Origin of the sequence: Pseudoalteromonas sp. P1-26 (assembly GCF_001401795.1) — a bacterium.
Taxonomy (GTDB): Bacteria; Pseudomonadota; Gammaproteobacteria; order Enterobacterales; family Alteromonadaceae; genus Pseudoalteromonas.
Window position 1 is genome coordinate 72,999 of sequence record NZ_LKDX01000002.1, and the last position, 15,554, is coordinate 88,552.

At 42.8% G+C, this 15,554-nt stretch carries 14 protein-coding genes; 9 read left to right on the forward strand and 5 right to left on the reverse strand.

The genetic code is table 11. The annotated features are described in order from the left end of the window. Window positions 1-62 precede the first annotated feature (62 nt). On the forward strand, window positions 63-2,483 hold the full coding sequence (gene hrpB / locus AN394_RS01660) for an ATP-dependent helicase HrpB (protein WP_055020662.1): 2,421 nt from the start codon (window positions 63-65) through the stop codon (window positions 2,481-2,483). Between the two features lie 151 nt (window positions 2,484-2,634). Then, on the forward strand, window positions 2,635-3,072 hold the full coding sequence (locus AN394_RS01665) for an MBOAT family O-acyltransferase (RefSeq protein WP_055020663.1): 438 nt from the start codon (window positions 2,635-2,637) through the stop codon (window positions 3,070-3,072). Window positions 3,073-3,076: 4 nt separating this feature from the next. Here AN394_RS01665 and AN394_RS01670 read toward each other — a convergent pair whose 3' ends face one another. Both AN394_RS01670 and AN394_RS01675 read right to left on the reverse strand, forming a co-directional pair. Continuing rightward, window positions 3,077-4,168 carry an alkene reductase gene (locus tag AN394_RS01670; RefSeq protein ID WP_055020664.1) on the reverse strand — a complete coding sequence of 364 codons (1,092 nt, stop codon included), beginning with the start codon at window positions 4,166-4,168 and terminating at the stop codon, window positions 3,077-3,079. Window positions 4,169-4,266: 98 nt separating this feature from the next. Further along, a complete protein-coding gene (locus AN394_RS01675; protein ID WP_055020665.1) occupies window positions 4,267-5,154 on the reverse strand; it encodes a LysR substrate-binding domain-containing protein in 888 nt (295 codons plus the stop codon). A gap of 110 nt (window positions 5,155-5,264) precedes the next feature. On the opposite strand from AN394_RS01675, the gene AN394_RS01680 reads away from it, so the two are divergent. The 7 genes from AN394_RS01680 (at window position 5,265) to AN394_RS01710 (ending at window position 13,087) form a co-directional block, all read left to right on the forward strand. After that, the gene (locus AN394_RS01680) at window positions 5,265-6,446 is read left to right on the forward strand and encodes an MFS transporter (protein ID WP_054562280.1); all 1,182 of its coding nucleotides are present in this window, start codon (window positions 5,265-5,267) and stop codon (window positions 6,444-6,446) included. An 89-nt stretch (window positions 6,447-6,535) separates the two neighbouring features. Next, complete coding sequence (locus AN394_RS01685; protein ID WP_055020666.1) at window positions 6,536-7,003, forward strand: nuclear transport factor 2 family protein; 468 nt, start codon at window positions 6,536-6,538, stop codon at window positions 7,001-7,003. A gap of 292 nt (window positions 7,004-7,295) precedes the next feature. Beyond that, the gene (gene betI, locus AN394_RS01690) at window positions 7,296-7,886 is read left to right on the forward strand and encodes a transcriptional regulator BetI (RefSeq protein WP_055020667.1); all 591 of its coding nucleotides are present in this window, start codon (window positions 7,296-7,298) and stop codon (window positions 7,884-7,886) included. Between the two features lies 1 nt (window position 7,887). Further along, window positions 7,888-9,351, forward strand: coding sequence for a betaine-aldehyde dehydrogenase (gene betB / locus AN394_RS01695; RefSeq protein WP_054562277.1), 1,464 nt, complete (start codon window positions 7,888-7,890; stop codon window positions 9,349-9,351). After that, entirely contained in the window at window positions 9,351-11,021 is a 1,671-nt protein-coding gene (gene betA, locus AN394_RS01700; protein WP_055020668.1) for a choline dehydrogenase, read from the forward strand. Before betB ends, betA begins: the two co-directional genes overlap by 1 nt. Window positions 11,022-11,150: 129 nt before the next feature. Beyond that, window positions 11,151-12,368: a choline transporter gene (locus AN394_RS01705; RefSeq protein ID WP_054562275.1), complete on the forward strand. Its 1,218-nt coding sequence runs from the start codon at window positions 11,151-11,153 to the stop codon at window positions 12,366-12,368. An 11-nt stretch (window positions 12,369-12,379) separates the two neighbouring features. Continuing rightward, window positions 12,380-13,087 carry a TorF family putative porin gene (locus AN394_RS01710; protein ID WP_055020669.1) on the forward strand — a complete coding sequence of 236 codons (708 nt, stop codon included), beginning with the start codon at window positions 12,380-12,382 and terminating at the stop codon, window positions 13,085-13,087. Between the two features lie 77 nt (window positions 13,088-13,164). On the opposite strand, the gene AN394_RS01715 is transcribed toward AN394_RS01710, so the two are convergent. From AN394_RS01715 to AN394_RS01725, 3 genes are read right to left on the reverse strand one after another with little or no spacing between them, the layout of a single operon-like run. Beyond that, on the reverse strand, window positions 13,165-13,380 hold the full coding sequence (locus AN394_RS01715; protein WP_054562273.1) for a hypothetical protein: 216 nt from the start codon (window positions 13,378-13,380) through the stop codon (window positions 13,165-13,167). Between the two features lie 47 nt (window positions 13,381-13,427). Then, entirely contained in the window at window positions 13,428-14,318 is an 891-nt protein-coding gene (locus AN394_RS01720; protein ID WP_054562272.1) for a dienelactone hydrolase family protein, read from the reverse strand. Window positions 14,319-14,366: 48 nt separating this feature from the next. After that, entirely contained in the window at window positions 14,367-15,518 is a 1,152-nt protein-coding gene (locus AN394_RS01725; RefSeq protein ID WP_054562271.1) for a hypothetical protein, read from the reverse strand. Between the last annotated feature and the right edge of the window lie 36 nt (window positions 15,519-15,554).

The following is a 15,554-nucleotide window of genomic DNA, read 5'->3' on the forward strand; positions in this document are numbered from 1 at the left end:
TAGCCATCGCAATTTTTAGTTTTTTGATACAATGCGTGAAAAGAAAGTAAGAGATACCTAACGTGCTGCCAGTTCAAGATATTTATCAATCCTTGTTAACCACATTACAGAGTAACCCAATGGCCTTATTGCAAGCGCCACCGGGAGCGGGTAAATCGACATGGCTGCCTCTTACCTTAATGCGCGAAGGGCACTTTAAACGCATTGTTATGTTAGAGCCAAGACGACTGGCTGCACGCAATATTGCCCAGTATTTGGCAAGTCAGCAGAATGAAAAAGTCGGTGACAGTGTCGGCTTACGCATTCGTGGTGAATCAAAAGTAAGTTCTACAACTAAACTCGAAATTGTCACCGAAGGCATGTTGACGCGTATGTTGCAAAATGACCCAGAGCTTAGTGATGTAGACTTACTTATTTTTGATGAGTTTCACGAGCGCTCAATTGCCGCAGATACGGCTTTGGCATTTGCCCTCGAAACACAGGCAGCACTTCGCGATGATTTAAAAATCTTACTGATGTCGGCAACCCTAGATGGCGATCGTTACAGTGAGTTTTTCAGCTGTCCTATTATCTCATCACAAGGTCGAAGCTACCCCATTGATGAAGTGTATATTCCACTTAAAGACGAAAGCCGTTGGCTCGATGACATACCTACACTAATAAAACAGGCGCTTAGTGAGCAAACGGGCAGTGCTTTAGTATTTTTACCAGGGCAGCGTGAAATCATGCGCGTTCAGCAGTCTTTAAATGATTTAGGTGATAGCGTCGAAGTATTTAGCTTGTATGGTGAGCAAAATAAAAACGAGCAACAAGCTGCTATCGCGCCTGCTAAAAATGGCAAACGCAAAGTGGTATTAACCACCAATGTCGCTGAAACCAGTTTGACCATTGAAGGAATACGTATTGTGGTTGATAGCGGCAAACGCCGTGCTGCCAATTTCAATTTAAAAACCGGTGTTACAGAGCTTGTTACGCAAAGTATTTCTCGTTCTTCTGCCATACAGCGCGCTGGTCGTGCTGGGCGAATTGAGCCGGGGGTTGTGTATCGACTAGGCTCTAAGCAAACCTTTGAGCGCCGTAACAGCCATGATGCGCCAGAAATTCTGACCAGTGATATTAGTCAGTTGTTATTAGAGGCAAAGCAGTGGGGGGCATCACTTGCTGAGCTTAGCTTACTCGACCCACCTAGTCGCCAGCAGATTAAACAGGCAACGGCACTTTTGAAAATGCTCGAAGCCATTGATGAAAATGAAAAGCTAACACCCCTTGGCAGCCAAATGCTGAGCTATGGAGCCGATATTCGCCTCTCGCATATGCTCATTAAGGCAAAGCAACTAGAGCAGCGCATGTCTGGTATTTATGTATTAGCGGGGTATTTAACTGCACTGCTTGAAAGCCGCATCAGTATGCCAGCTGATCTTAATTTGGCATTACATAGTCAGCACAGCAAACCGCACCCAGTATTTAAGCAGCAATTAAATTATTGGCTATCGCGCTTGCAACTCAAGCCGGTTAATGAGTTTAAAACAGAGTACTTGTCGCTGCTGGTGGCGCTTGCTTTTCCAGACCGCCTAGCCAAAAAGCGCGGTAATGGTTATTTACTTGCCAATGGTGCAGGCGCCGATTTAAGTGAGGAGTTTTGGCATAACGATGACTATATTGCCATTGCGCATATGGGCGGTCATAAGGGAAACCGTGTTTTTGCCGCTGTTGCCTTTTTGCCAAGTGAGCTTGAAGATGAGCTTTCCCATTTATTTACTGAGCAAACTCGCTGCGAATACGATGAAAAAGCAGGGCGTTTTATCCATCAAGATGAGCTCAAGCTGGGTGCCATCACCATAGCGAGTCAACCAAGTAAACAGCCACTAGATAAAAACGAGCGCACCAAAGCTTGGTTAAATTTATTTAGTAAGCGGGGCTTTTCGGTATTTAATGAACAGCCCGATAGTGAGCAGTTACTTATTCGAATGAGCTTGGCAAGTAAGCTGTTACCAGAGTCATTTCCGCGTTTAAATCATGATGATTTAATTGCCGATAGCCAATGGCTTGCACCTTATTTGGATGATATTAAAAACCTTGAACAATTAAAAAAGTTCAATTACAGCGAAGCGATTAAAAGCTGTTTTGATTGGCAGCAGCAAAGTTTATTGAATGAACACCTGCCCTTGCGATTAACGGTGCCAAGTGGTTCAAATGTAAAAGTGGCTTATCAGCTCGATGGCCCTGCGAAGCTCAGTGTACGCATGCAAGAAGTGTATGGCATGACCAGCACGCCTTTGCTAGCCCAAGGTAAACTGCCATTATTAATGGAGTTATTATCACCAGCGAGGCGACCGCTACAGTTAACTCAAGACTTAGCTAACTTTTGGCAAACGAGTTACCGAGATGTGCAAAAAGAAATGAAAGGGCGTTATCCAAAACATTTTTGGCCAGACGACCCAGCCACCAGCCAAGCGACTAATAAAGTAAAAAGTAAGATGTGATTTTAATGAAGCTGAGTGCTTAGCTCAGCTTCATCACTTGCCTTAGTTCTGCACGCTTCATAAACCGTTACAATTTCAAGCCTTGTTTTGGTTTCTCTTTTGTTGGTTGTTTAGTAGTCTAATTGAGTCATTAGTAAAAAAGAGAAATCCTGTGTCTGCAGCTATTACCCTTGCTCAATACGTTAAAAAACGTACAGGTGTGCCTCTTGGCCATAAAGATTCGTTGCGCAATATGCTGATACGCTCGCTGGGTGCTAGCTCGTTTTATTTATTTTGGCGATATTGGAATCCGGTGTGGAGCTATTACTTATCTCGGTATGTAATGAAGCCTTGCAATGACATTATGCCGGCTTGGTGTGCCCTTGTTTTGACTTTTGCTGTCAGTGGGGCGCTGCACGATTTAGCGGTGAGTTTAGTGAAGTTAAAGCCACTATTCTTTTTTACTCCTTGGTTTACTGTGATGGGCGTGTTGGTATTAGTAAGCAAGTACAGCCAACTCCAGTTTAGCTCTGCTCCTTGGTGGTTAAGAGCGCTCGCCAACATCAGCTTTATTGTATTGAGCTTTTGGTTGACGAGCCACCTTTTTTAGCGCGTTACTGCGTTGCTAAAGGGTAGTCAGTGTAACCTTTAGCACCGCCTCCAAATAAGGTATCTGGATCATGCTGCGCAAGTTCAACGCCTTGTTCAATACGAGCTGGCAGATCAGGGTTTGCAACAAACGGGCGACCAAAGCCAATTAAATCAGCCCAGCCTGCGGCTAATGCTTGCTCTGCTTTCTCGCCAGTGTACTTTCCTGCATAAATCATTAACCCAGCATAGTTTTCACGCAGTGCTTGCTTAAAACTTTGCTCCATTAAAGGCGCATCATCCCAATCAGCTTCGGCAATGTGCAGATAAGCAACGTTGAGATCACTGAGTACTTTTGCTGCGCCAATATAGGTTTCAAACGGGTTATCATCGACCGTACCATTGAGGGTTGTGAGTGGAGCAAGGCGCACGCCAACACGCTCAGCGCCAATTTCATCACAAACCGCTTGTGTCACTTGTTGTAAAAAGCGTAAGCGGTTTTCTAAACTGCCGCCGTATTCATCAGTGCGTTGGTTTGACTCTGAATCAATAAATTGATTAATTAAGTAACCATTAGCAGCGTGAAGTTCAATACCATCAAACCCTGCATCAACTGCATTACGGGCTGCTTGGCGGTATTCGTTTATAACCTGTTTGATGTCGTCATGGCTCATTGCGCGTGGCTGTGCTGTGGCAACAAAGTCAGGTTTGTCATCTTCATCAATAAAAACTTTTACGTCTTTAGCTGCAATAGCAGATGGCGCGATTGGTTGCTCGCCACCTGTGTTACTTGGGTGAGATACTCGGCCAACATGCCAAAGCTGAGCGAACATAATGCCACCAGCTTGATGAACTTTGTCGATTACTTTCTTCCAACCGGCTATTTGCTCGGCAGTGTAAATACCCGGTGTCCAAGCATAACCCTTACCTAGGGCTGATATTTGTGTGCCTTCGCTGATAATTAAGCCAGCGCTCGCACGTTGTGCATAGTAATCGGCCATTAACTCATTGGCGATATCACCCGGTTGTGATGAGCGAGAGCGGGTCATCGGTGGCATAACAATGCGGTTTTTTAATGTATGACCGGCAAGTTGTACAGTATCGAATAATTTGTTCATTACGGCTCCTTGAAAGCGAATATGCTTTCAGCATAACGAAAATTATTTATGAAATTAATGCCACTAATCACAAAACACTTTTGTTAAAAGTGCAAAAACTAAAGCGTTAACCTGGGTGCTATAAAGTCTAAAAACGCTAATACTCGTGATGACACACCGCTGTTTTGATAATACACCGCATGCACTTTTTCGCGGCGATTAGGGCTCAGTACCTCGCCTTCGAGCACTTTTACTAAACGGCCTGCTTTTAAATCTTCGTTGATCATAAATTCCGACAACAAGGTAATGCCGTGACCTTGAATACAAAGCTGGCGCACAGTTTCACCACTTGATGCACTGATTGAAAATTTAAGGTCTAAAGGCGTGGTTAGCGGCCAGTGATTTAAATGCGGCGCATCGGTAAAACCAATAAGCTGGTGCGAGGATAAGTCGGTTAGCTCGTTTAATGGCGGTGCCGCTTTTAAATAATCAGGGCTGGCAACGAGCTGTAGTTTGCTAACTCCCAAAGTGCGCGCATGCAAGTTTGAGTCAGCGAGTTCGCCAATACGAATAGCAATATCGGTTTTATGCTCAAGTAAATCGATAATGTTGTCGTGGCTGGTGATTTCGAGTTTTATATCAGGGTAAGCTTGGTTAAAGGCTTTTAAATGTGGTGCTAATTGGTGAAACACAAAGGGGCTTGCAGCATCGACTCTTAATTTTCCTGATGGGGCGCAGTGCAAAAGCTTTAAGGCCTCTTCGCCTTGTGCGAGCTGACTCAGTGCTTCTCTAGCATAGCCTAAAAATAACTGACCTTCTTCGGTCAGCTCAATGCGCCTTGTAGTGCGGTTGAATAAGGTAACGTTTAAGGATTTTTCGAGCCGAGTTACCGCCCGTGATATTTTTGCTACTTGCTCATCTAATGCATTGGCTGCACTTGAGAACCCGCCGGTATCAACCACGCTAATAAATGCTTCTAAATCTTGGGTGTTGGAGATCACGCTCATGGTTTTACCTTTTCATTTTTGACAAAAGTATTTTGTCACTACTGCTATTTTTTGCAAATTTAATTTTAGCCACAATAGCCGCACTTTCAAAATTAAACAGAGGATATGTGATGCCAATAGCATTACTTGCGTTAACTCTCAGTGCGTTTGCCATAGGCACCACTGAGTTTGTGATTGTCGGCTTAGTGCCAACCATCGCTGATGATTTAGCGGTTTCGTTACCGAGTGCCGGACTACTTGTTAGCTTGTACGCATTAGGGGTTGCGGTGGGGGCGCCAGTATTAACCGCGCTTACCGGACGCTGGAATCGAAAACATGTATTACTTAGCTTAATGAGCCTATTTGTAATTGGTAATTTACTGGCTTGGCAAGCACCTAGTTATGGTAGCTTGATCACCGCAAGGATTCTAACAGGCCTTGCCCATGGGGTGTTTTTCTCAATTGGTTCAACGATCGCTACTGGGCTTGTAAGTAAAGATAAAGAAGCCAGTGCCATTGCGATTATGTTTACGGGGTTAACGGTTGCATTAGTAACCGGTGTGCCATTAGGGACTTGGATTGGTCAGCACTTTGGTTGGCGAGCGACCTTTTTAGTGGTGTCTTTACTGGGCTTAATTGCACTTGTTGGTAGCGCGTTTTTAATTCCTAGCAACTTAAAGCAAAGTAAACCGGCGACTTTGGGTGAGCAGCTAAAAGTAATGGTGCAACCTAGGCTTTTACTGGTGTACTTGATGACCATACTTGGTTATGGCGGCACATTTACTGCCTTTACATATTTAGCGCCCATTTTAGAGCAGCAAACTGGTTTTGCATCAGCCACCATTAGCTTAATTATGCTGGTATATGGGGTATCGGTTGCTGTTGGCAATATCTACGGCGGTAAATTAGCTGATAAAAAAGGCCCCATTAGTGCGCTGACCATTATCTTTAGTGCTTTGAGTATTGTGCTGTTAGTGCTGACCTTTACCATGCAATCTAAAGTCGCTGCGGTACTGACCATACTTGTATGGGGGGCATTTGCGTTTGGTAATGTGCCTGGGCTGCAAGTTTATGTGGTTAAACTTGCCGAAAAGTTCACACCCAATGCCGTCGATGTGGCCTCAGGGTTGAACATTGCAGCGTTTAATATCGGGATTGCGCTAGGTTCAGTGTTAGGTGGTGTTGTCGTTGAAAACTACTCATTGCAAGACACTGCTTGGATTGGCGCTATCATCAGTTTAGCGGCGTTAATTGCAACACGATACAGCGGCTATTTAGATAAACGCGAGATCCCAAAGCCACAAACAGCTTAAAACTAAATTGTTGATAGTTTGATGCTTTGTCGTTATTTTTGGTGCGTAGTTTGATTATTAGTCAATAACTAAAACCACAAGGAATAACGATGAAGCACCTTTATTTTCTAGCTATTTGCCTGTTCAGCACATTTAGCAGCCAAGCAAAGCAAGTTAACCCAGAGCTCACATCATCAGCACAGCAGTACTTTAATACCATGGTTGCAACACAAGCACCCAATGCCACCAACAAAGAGTTAGAAGCCTTTTTAGCTTTATTAACTGACGATTTAGCAAACCAACACTTACCTTATCAAACAGATGATTCAAGGGAGCCAGATGGCAAAGCGATGATGCGTAAAGGCATGACTTTTTACCTTGGGGCGCACACTGAATATCAAGCAAACTTACTCGATACCTTTATTTTTAATGATTCTGCCATTGCCTTGCGTTATACCCATCATGCTAAAGGTATACACCCACAAAACCAGCAAGAAATTGAATACACGCAGACCATTATGGATGTGCTCGAAATAGAAGATGGCAAGATAGCGGTTATTCGTAAATACCACGAATGAGCTTAGCTTAACTTTTAGCCTAACATGAGCGCTTTCATAAGCGCTTTTTTATTAAAATACGCCTGCAATAAATTTTCTCTTTTTTCCGCATTTCAGCTTAAATTCATACTTTTTAGGCTTTATTTTGAATAAATTTAAAACTTTTTTATATTTCGGATAATAAACGTAAGAACAGTGGGTTAGCTTAACTTACGAGTGTAGCTTTGCGGTTGTTTACAATTTGTCAACCTTGAATTGCCATGCTCATTACCTTAACCTTTATTTTAATTGAACGTTCAATCAATAAAAAATTATGCCGAAAGTTGGAATGGAACCTGTTCGTCGTCAGCAGTTAATTGACGCCACAATAGAGTCGGTTGCAGAGCTTGGTTTGCAAGGCACCACCATAAATAGCATTAGTAAAAAGGCAGGCTTATCGTCTGGCATTATCAGTCATTATTTTGGTGGTAAGCAGGGCTTAATTGAAGCCACTGTGCGTTATTTATTGACCAGCTTAAAGCAAGCACTTTTGAATCAAGTAACGCCACAAACTAGTCCAGAGCAACGATTAATGTTTATCGTTGAAGCAAACTTTTCGCGTATTCAGCAGCAAAGCAATAACACCAAAACTTGGTTGAGCTTTTGGGCGCATTCAATGCACGACGCCCAGTTGCATCGCTTACAAAACGTAAATAGTAAACGTTTATTTAGTAACTTATTAAGCTCATTCAAACAGTTAATGAGCGATAGCGATGCCAATTTAGCTGCTGAGCTAAGTGCAGCCATGATCGATGGTTTATGGCTAAGAGCCGTATTAAGTAAGTCAGACCAAGATCAATTCGAAAATTGTGAGCGTTTAGCCAAAGACTACATTCGTTCACTGATAAAACAGTATGGAGCCTAAAATGACCACACCTGTTTACGAAAATTTTATTAATGGCCATTTTTTAAAGAATCAAACTGGCGATACCTTTGCAGTTAAGAATCCTGCAACGGATGAAGTGATTTATCACGTTGAAATTGCTGATGAGTTTATTCAAAACGCGGCAATCGAAAGCGCAAAACAAGGGTTTGCAGCATGGTCTGCAATGACGCCAATTGAGCGTAGCCGTATTTTATTAAAAGCCGTGGCAATCTTACGCGATCGTAACGATGAACTGGCTAAAGTAGAAGTACTTGATACGGGTAAGCCTTGGCAAGAAGCCGAGTGTGTCGATGTTGAAACTGGCGCCGATGTTATTGAATATTTTGCTGGCCTTGCTCCTGCGCAAGTGGGTCAGCAACAAATGGTTGGCAATGATTTTTACTACACACGTAAAGAGCCTTTAGGTATCTGTGCCGGTATTGGTGCATGGAACTACCCACTACAAATTGCTTGTTGGAAATCAGGCCCAGCACTGGCTGCAGGTAATGCGGTTATTTTCAAACCTTCTGAAGAAACACCACTTGGTGCAATTAAACTTGCAGAGATTTTCATCGAAGCGGGTGTACCTGCTGGCGTATTCAACGTTGTGCAAGGCGCTGCTGAAGTAGGGCAATGGTTAACAGCAAACCCAAATATTGAAAAAGTGTCTTTCACTGGTGAAGTAGGCACAGGCAAAAAAGTAATGGCAAGCGCTGCTGGTTCACTTAAAGATGTGACCATGGAGCTTGGTGGTAAGTCACCGTTATTAGTATTTGATGATGCCGATGTATCACAAGCTGTTAGTGCGGCAATGTTAGGTAATTTTTATACGCAAGGCGAAATCTGCACTAACTGTACACGCATTTATGTGCATAAAAATGTTTATCAGCAGTTTATTGATGAGCTGAAAACACGCACTGAGCAAAATATTATTGCTGGCGACCCAATGGATCCTGAGGTGAATTTAGGGGCGCTTATCTCTAAAAAACACCAAGAGCTAGTACTTGGCTATATCGATAAAGGTATTCAAGAAGGCGCAACCTTATTAACCGGCGGTAAGGCACTATCACCAGTATCTGCGCCAAACGGCTACTTTGTGGAACCGACCGTTTTTGTCGACTGTAAAGATGACATGACCATAGTTAAAGAAGAGATCTTTGGCCCGGTAATGAGCGTGTTGGTGTTTGATGATGAAGATGACGTTATTCAGCGTGCAAACGATACGCACCTAGGCTTAGCCGCAGGCGTGTTCACTAAAGATATTCAGCGTGCACACCGCGTTATCCACCAGTTACAAGCCGGTATTTGTTGGATAAACAGCTATGGTAATTCACCTGCAGAAATGCCAGTAGGTGGTTACAAGCAATCAGGTATCGGCCGTGAAAACGGTATCGAAACTTTAGATCACTATACCCAAACTAAATCGATTTATGTGGGTATGAGCAATATAGAGAGTCCATTTTAATGAGTACACAGAACTATGATTACATCATAGTCGGTGCTGGCTCTGCAGGCTGCGTGTTGGCAAACCGACTATCAGCAGACCCTTCGAATAAGGTGTTATTACTTGAAACGGGTGGTAGTGATAAAAGCATTTTTATAAAGATGCCTACCGCGCTATCAATCCCAATGAATACTGACAAATATGCATGGCAATTTCATACCGAGCCAGAGCCATATTTAGATAACCGTCAAATGCACTGCCCACGAGGTAAGGTGTTAGGTGGCTCATCATCGATTAACGGCATGGTCTATGTACGTGGTCATGCCAAAGATTTTGATGAGTGGCAGCAACACGGCGCTAATGGTTGGGATTATCAAGCATGTTTACCGTACTTTAAACGTGCGGAATCATTCTACTTAGGTGGTAACAGTTACCGTGGCGATAACGGCCCATTAGGGGTTAATAACGGTAATGAAATGGCTAACCCGCTTTATAAAGCCTTTATCAAAGCGGGCCAACAAGCAGGTTATGCGCAAACTGATGACTACAATGCAGCCCAGCAAGAAGGTTTTGGGCCAATGCATATGACGGTAAAAGACGGCGTAAGAAGCTCTGCTAGCCGTGAGTATTTAGACCCAGTTAAGTCACGTAAAAATCTAACGCTAATCACCGGTGCCTTAGCTGAAAAAGTTCTGCTAGAAGGCAAAAAAGCCGTTGGTGTTGAGTTTTCAGTGTCTGGCTCTAAGCAGCAAGCATTTTCAGCAAAAGACGTTATTTTAAGTGCGGGCCCAATTGGCTCACCGCATATTCTGCAATTATCAGGTATTGGTGATAAAGATATCCTGAGCGAAGCGGGGGTTGAGGTTAAACATCACTTACCAGGTGTTGGTCAAAACTTACAAGATCACTTGGAGTTTTACTTCCAATATAAGTGTAAGCAACCAATTACTTTAAACGGCAAATTAGGCCTTGTTTCAAAAGGGCTAATTGGCGCTCGTTGGCTATTAAACCGCTCAGGTTTAGGGGCGACGAACCATTTTGAATCATGTGCATTTATTCGCTCAAAACCGGGTGTTGAATGGCCAGATATTCAGTATCACTTTTTACCAGCTGCAATTCGTTATGACGGTAAAAGTGCCTTTGATGGTCATGGCTTCCAAGTTCATGTTGGGCATAACAAACCAAAAAGCCGTGGTGCAGTAACGATTAAGTCGGCGGATCCACAGGTTGCACCTAAGATCCAATTTAACTACTTACAGCACCAAGATGACATTGAAGGCTTTAGAGCTTGTGTACGTTTAACTCGTGAGATTATCGAACAAAATGCGTTTGATGAGTATCGCGATGGTGAAATTCAACCCGGTAAAGATATTCAAAGCGATGAAGAAATCGATGCGTTTGTTCGTCAAGCGGTTGAGAGTGCTTACCATCCGTCATGTTCGTGCAAGATGGGTGAAGATGAGATGGCCGTGGTTAACTCGCAAACTCAAGTGCACGGTATCGAAGGTTTACGGGTTGTAGATTCATCTATTTTCCCAACCGTTCCTAACGGTAATTTAAATGCACCAACCATTATGGTGGCAGAAAAAGCGGCGGACCACATTTTAGGTAAGCCTGTGTTATCGGCATCAACTGCAGATGTTGCCATGGAAAAACAATGGCAATCAACGCAGCGTAGTTCGGAGATCTAATAAGGCCACCCGCAGTTTCGGCTGTGGGGCTTGCAGTGGCGCGCATCACGAGTTGTTTGTGATGCGTTAATGCGAGGAATAAAACTGGAGAAACAATGAAGTATTATTACTTATTTTGGGGGGGGAACTATGACCTTTTGGCTTAGTGCTGGCATCATTTTTACCCTGTTAGCAATTGCGGTTATTTTATTTAAATGGGGTACGGTAAGGTGTGTTGGCGTCACACCGGTTAGAACGTTTACGTTCATTGCAATTTTATTTACATCGGGCCTAGATGTTGGCTTGATTATGTTTCCACTGACAGAGTTTGCAGGTTATGCAGACATAAAAGCAAGCCCAGAGTATGCGTTTGCCAATCCATTAGCCATCGAGTTTGGTTTTTGGGGCTTCTTGATCTGGGGATTTTATTTCCTTACGTGCTTTTATTTCTGCGTAATAGAACCTAAAGTAAAATTCTTTGAAATTGCTTGGGTAAAACTAATTAATAACATCGTTATTATTGGCACATGCGCATTTACTGCATTTTTACTGCTGTCGAATTTACCTTGGTATTTACCGTCGCTTGGTGATGGTGAGTCAATTATTCCGACATTCTACTTAATGGTGTTTGCAGCGATTTGTTTTGCTGTGTATTCGAGCACAGACATTAAGTATGTACGCTTTTTAAGTATTTCTACTACTTGGTTATTTATCGCTTTAATCGCATTTATGTGGTTCGGTGCCTTTGTGGGTTCTGATGCACAAACATCAGCATTTGTTGATAACCTTGCGTTAATTGGCAGCTACTTTGGCAACATCAATGAGTTTGTATTACCACTGAATGATTACCATGCCTTCTACCTGTTTTGGTGGTTTGCTTGGAGCATCATGATTGGTCAATTTACTTCGCGCTTTGTGGGTGGCTTAAAAACTTACCAAGTGCTGGCGGCTATGTTGATTTTCCCGTCTATTCCAATCGCTATCTGGTTTAGTGTTTTGTATCAATATCATGAAGCGGGTATTGCAACAGCAGGCCTGAAAAACATCGCTATGGTGTTTGTTGGTGTGGTGTTTGTGATCAACTCACTTGATTCTTTGATCCGTTTATACACAGATAACCTAAACTTAACGGTGAAGCGTTTAGGTAAATTTAATTACATTGCCTTAAATGTGGTGGCGCTTTCATTATTAACCCTGCTGTTTAAGTTCGACTTTTTACAGATCCAATGGGTTGGTGCGCTCGTTATCGCGTTATTTTTCGGCTGTGCTGTGTTTATTGGCTACAGCAAGTTAAAAACAGTGAAAAATATCGAAGGCTCACCAAAAGACAACAAATTAGATTACACAAAAATAGAAACAGTTAGCTAAGGGAAACCAACATGACAACAAGACAAACAGTATTAGCAGCAGCGTTGCCATTGGCATTACTATCGACATCAGCTATGGCTGACTTATCGACTACGGTTACATTGGCTTCAGATTACACCTTTAATGGTGTAAGCCAAACCATGAATGACCCCGCGATTCAGGGGAGCTTAGATTATGCCTTTGCAGATTCAGGTATGTATGTAGGTACTTGGGCTTCAAATGTAGATTTTGGCGATGACACAGACATCGAGTGGGATGCGTATTTTGGTAACTATGCTGAGTTAACTGACGCTCTTAGTATTGATTATGGTATTGCTTACTACTCATACCACGGTGAAGATTACTCAAGCGATGGTAATTATTTTGAGACTTATGCAAAGTTTGGCTATACCAATAGCCTAGGTTTTACAGAACTTAACTTCTGGTACGCTTGGGATTACTTCGGTACCGATGCTGGGCATGTGATTTCTATGCTTGCCCATACCTTTGAAATTGCCCCAAATCATGCAATTCGTGCCAGTTTTGATGTATCTAACTCATTAGATGGCAATAAGTTTGCTTGGGATGGTAATGATAAGTCATACAACCATTATCGTTTAGCCTATCAAACAAGCTTTGCAGGTTTTGATTTTGAGCTTGCAGGAGAAAATACCAGCCTTGACTGGGATACCGCAGATGAGCGCATTGTCGCGTCTATTTCACGTAGCTTTGATTTATAAGTAGCGTTTTGCTAGCGCAGCTTTAATAAAAACGGCTAACCTTTGTTAGCCGTTTTTTTATGCTTAGAATATGGGTATTAAATCTCTTCGCCTTCGTGCTGCATCGCTAAATCATCAAGCTCAGCAAGGGTGTAATCAAAGCCACTGGTATCGACTTCGTAGCGTATTTTCACGCCATAACCACCTTGGCAAAGACTCGCAGTGACTTTAGCCACTGACCAATGTTTAAGCTTGTTTAAAAACCGATTAGCGGTTTGCTGTGAGTCAAAGCGATAACTGACTTGCGATTCCATCTCTTTTCTAGCCTAAATTTTTTCGAGAGTGTATGAAATTGCTCTGTTTAAATCAATTGCTCATTGAAAAACGCCAATGTGCGTTGCCATGAAAGCTCCGCCTGTTTTTCATCATAACGAGATGTAGAGTCGTTATGAAAACCATGATTTGCTTGTTCATACATGTGCATCGTGTAAGGCACTTGATGCGCTTTTAAGTCGCTCTCATATTCTGGCCAAGTTGCATTAACGCGGTTATCAAACTCAGCTAAGTGTACTAGCAGTGGGGCTTTGATATTTTGTCTCAGCTCTTTAACAGCCGGAGTGCCGTAATAGGGTACGCCCGCATTAATTAGTTTGCTATCAACTGCAGCTAGGTAGTTAACCATATAACCACCAAAGCAAAAGCCTACCGCACCGAGTTTACCGTTACTATTTGGGTGTCTTTTTATGTATTCAGCTGCGGCGATAAAGTCTTGTTGGATTTTTTCTTTATCCATAGAGCGCTGCATTGCGCGGCCTTCATCATCATTACCAGGATAGCCACCAAGAGGGTGCAATGCATCTGGCGCAAAGGCAATAAAACCGGCTTTGGCAAGGCGGCGAGCAACATCTTTAATATAAGGGTTTAAGCCTCTGTTTTCGTGGATCACTAATACTATTGGGAGCTTGCCCGTTAAATTAGCGGGTTCGACTAAATAGCCTTTACCTTCGCCGTGACCTTTAAACGAATCAAAGGTTTTATAACTGGCTTTAATATCAGGGTCATTAAAGGATACTTGCTCAGCTAATGCGTAGTTCGGTAGTAAAGCGCTACTTAGCATTGCCATTGAATAGCCAAGGGCAGCTAAGCCACCCAGCTTTTTCATAAAGGTGCGACGGTCCATTAAGCCATGTGCGTATTCATCGTACCAATCGAAAGCTTCTTGGGGAATGTGGTTATGGCGTTGCTCAGTCATACTTATATCCTTTAAAAACGAGTTAGGTTTATAACTTTAGCTGAAATATCAGCGATTAACAGCCAGTTGTTTTGTTTGCATTACTACGTCCATAAAGCGGCGTTGCCAAATAGCCTTAAAGGCTTTGTTAAATAGGTATAAAAATATTAGCGGCATTAATAACAGCTTTAAAATCAGCAGTGACAAGATATTCAAAAAGTCGATAAATAAGTCTTCGACGGCAGCCACCATGTTGCTAATACCAGAGGTGACGGTATCGATAATTTTACTCACCTGCGACGATTGGTCTTGATTGAGTGATGCGTTAAGGTTTTCTAGTTGCTTGTTTAAGGCGTCTTTGTCTAGGTTCAGCTGTCTTTGCTGGTTTAGTACCGCATTAAACTGCGCTGTTAATTGCTGCTTTTTATCAAGTAATGGCTTGGCTTGTTCAAGCTCAGTAAAGGTCAGTCGCTCAGACAAGCTGCGGGTTGCTTGAATCGCTTCTATTTGGGCTTCGACCTCTGCTAAATCACCTTTGAGCTCAGTGGCTCGCTGGTGGTTCTTAATCTGCTGCTCATTTAATAGCGAGAGCTTGTCGAAGATGGTTTGTTTTTCACTATCGACCTCGGCTTTTAGCTTGGCTGATAGGGCAGAGGTGTTATTTGCACTACTATTCACCGTCTCGACTTTTTCGCTTACGATTTCACTTTGCTGGTTTATTTGCTCATCTAAGAATACTTGGCTCACGAGGCCTGTTGTAAGCACCACAGCAGGCACTAAAAAGCGAATTAAAATAAGACTCGCCATAATTTTATGACGTAAGTTGGGTAAGAAGTTACGCCATTCACAAATAAAGTATGCGACAACCGAAACTGTAAAGAGACTGCTAAAAATAACCCCAGAAGAAATGGTGTATAAAATGCGTTGTAAAAATAACGAGCCTATAGCTAAGCGCATAGCATCCGACATGTATTCAGCTAGGTCATTTACTGGGTCGAGTAGTTGTGCAGGTTGAATACTCGCAATACCAATGCCCACTTCGGCTGATTGCAATAGCGAAATAGCAGCGTTAACTGTACGTGATGAAGCGTACACTAGGGTTGATTGTACTAGGGCGCTGTCGATAAAGCGCATAATGAAATGGTTATAATGCTCTAGCCAACAAAGAAGTAGCAGTATTGTAAGAGATAAATACTTGATAATATGTTGTTTAGTTAGCATAACGCCCCCGACAGTTAGTACGCTTCTTCACGCTAC

Coding starts and splice junctions, on each gene's coding strand:
- AN394_RS01670 (WP_055020664.1), bottom strand. CDS start 4,168: ATGAACAAATTATTCGATACTGTACAACTTGCCGGTCATACATTAAAA.
- betB (WP_054562277.1), top strand. CDS start 7,888: ATGACCACACCTGTTTACGAAAATTTTATTAATGGCCATTTTTTAAAG.
- AN394_RS01685 (WP_055020666.1), top strand. CDS start 6,536: ATGAAGCACCTTTATTTTCTAGCTATTTGCCTGTTCAGCACATTTAGC.
- AN394_RS01715 (WP_054562273.1), bottom strand. CDS start 13,380: ATGGAATCGCAAGTCAGTTATCGCTTTGACTCACAGCAAACCGCTAAT.
- AN394_RS01675 (WP_055020665.1), bottom strand. CDS start 5,154: ATGAGCGTGATCTCCAACACCCAAGATTTAGAAGCATTTATTAGCGTG.
- AN394_RS01680 (WP_054562280.1), top strand. CDS start 5,265: ATGCCAATAGCATTACTTGCGTTAACTCTCAGTGCGTTTGCCATAGGC.
- AN394_RS01720 (WP_054562272.1), bottom strand. CDS start 14,318: ATGACTGAGCAACGCCATAACCACATTCCCCAAGAAGCTTTCGATTGG.
- AN394_RS01725 (WP_054562271.1), bottom strand. CDS start 15,518: ATGCTAACTAAACAACATATTATCAAGTATTTATCTCTTACAATACTG.
- betA (WP_055020668.1), top strand. CDS start 9,351: ATGAGTACACAGAACTATGATTACATCATAGTCGGTGCTGGCTCTGCA.
- betI (WP_055020667.1), top strand. CDS start 7,296: ATGCCGAAAGTTGGAATGGAACCTGTTCGTCGTCAGCAGTTAATTGAC.
- AN394_RS01710 (WP_055020669.1), top strand. CDS start 12,380: ATGACAACAAGACAAACAGTATTAGCAGCAGCGTTGCCATTGGCATTA.
- AN394_RS01705 (WP_054562275.1), top strand. CDS start 11,151: ATGACCTTTTGGCTTAGTGCTGGCATCATTTTTACCCTGTTAGCAATT.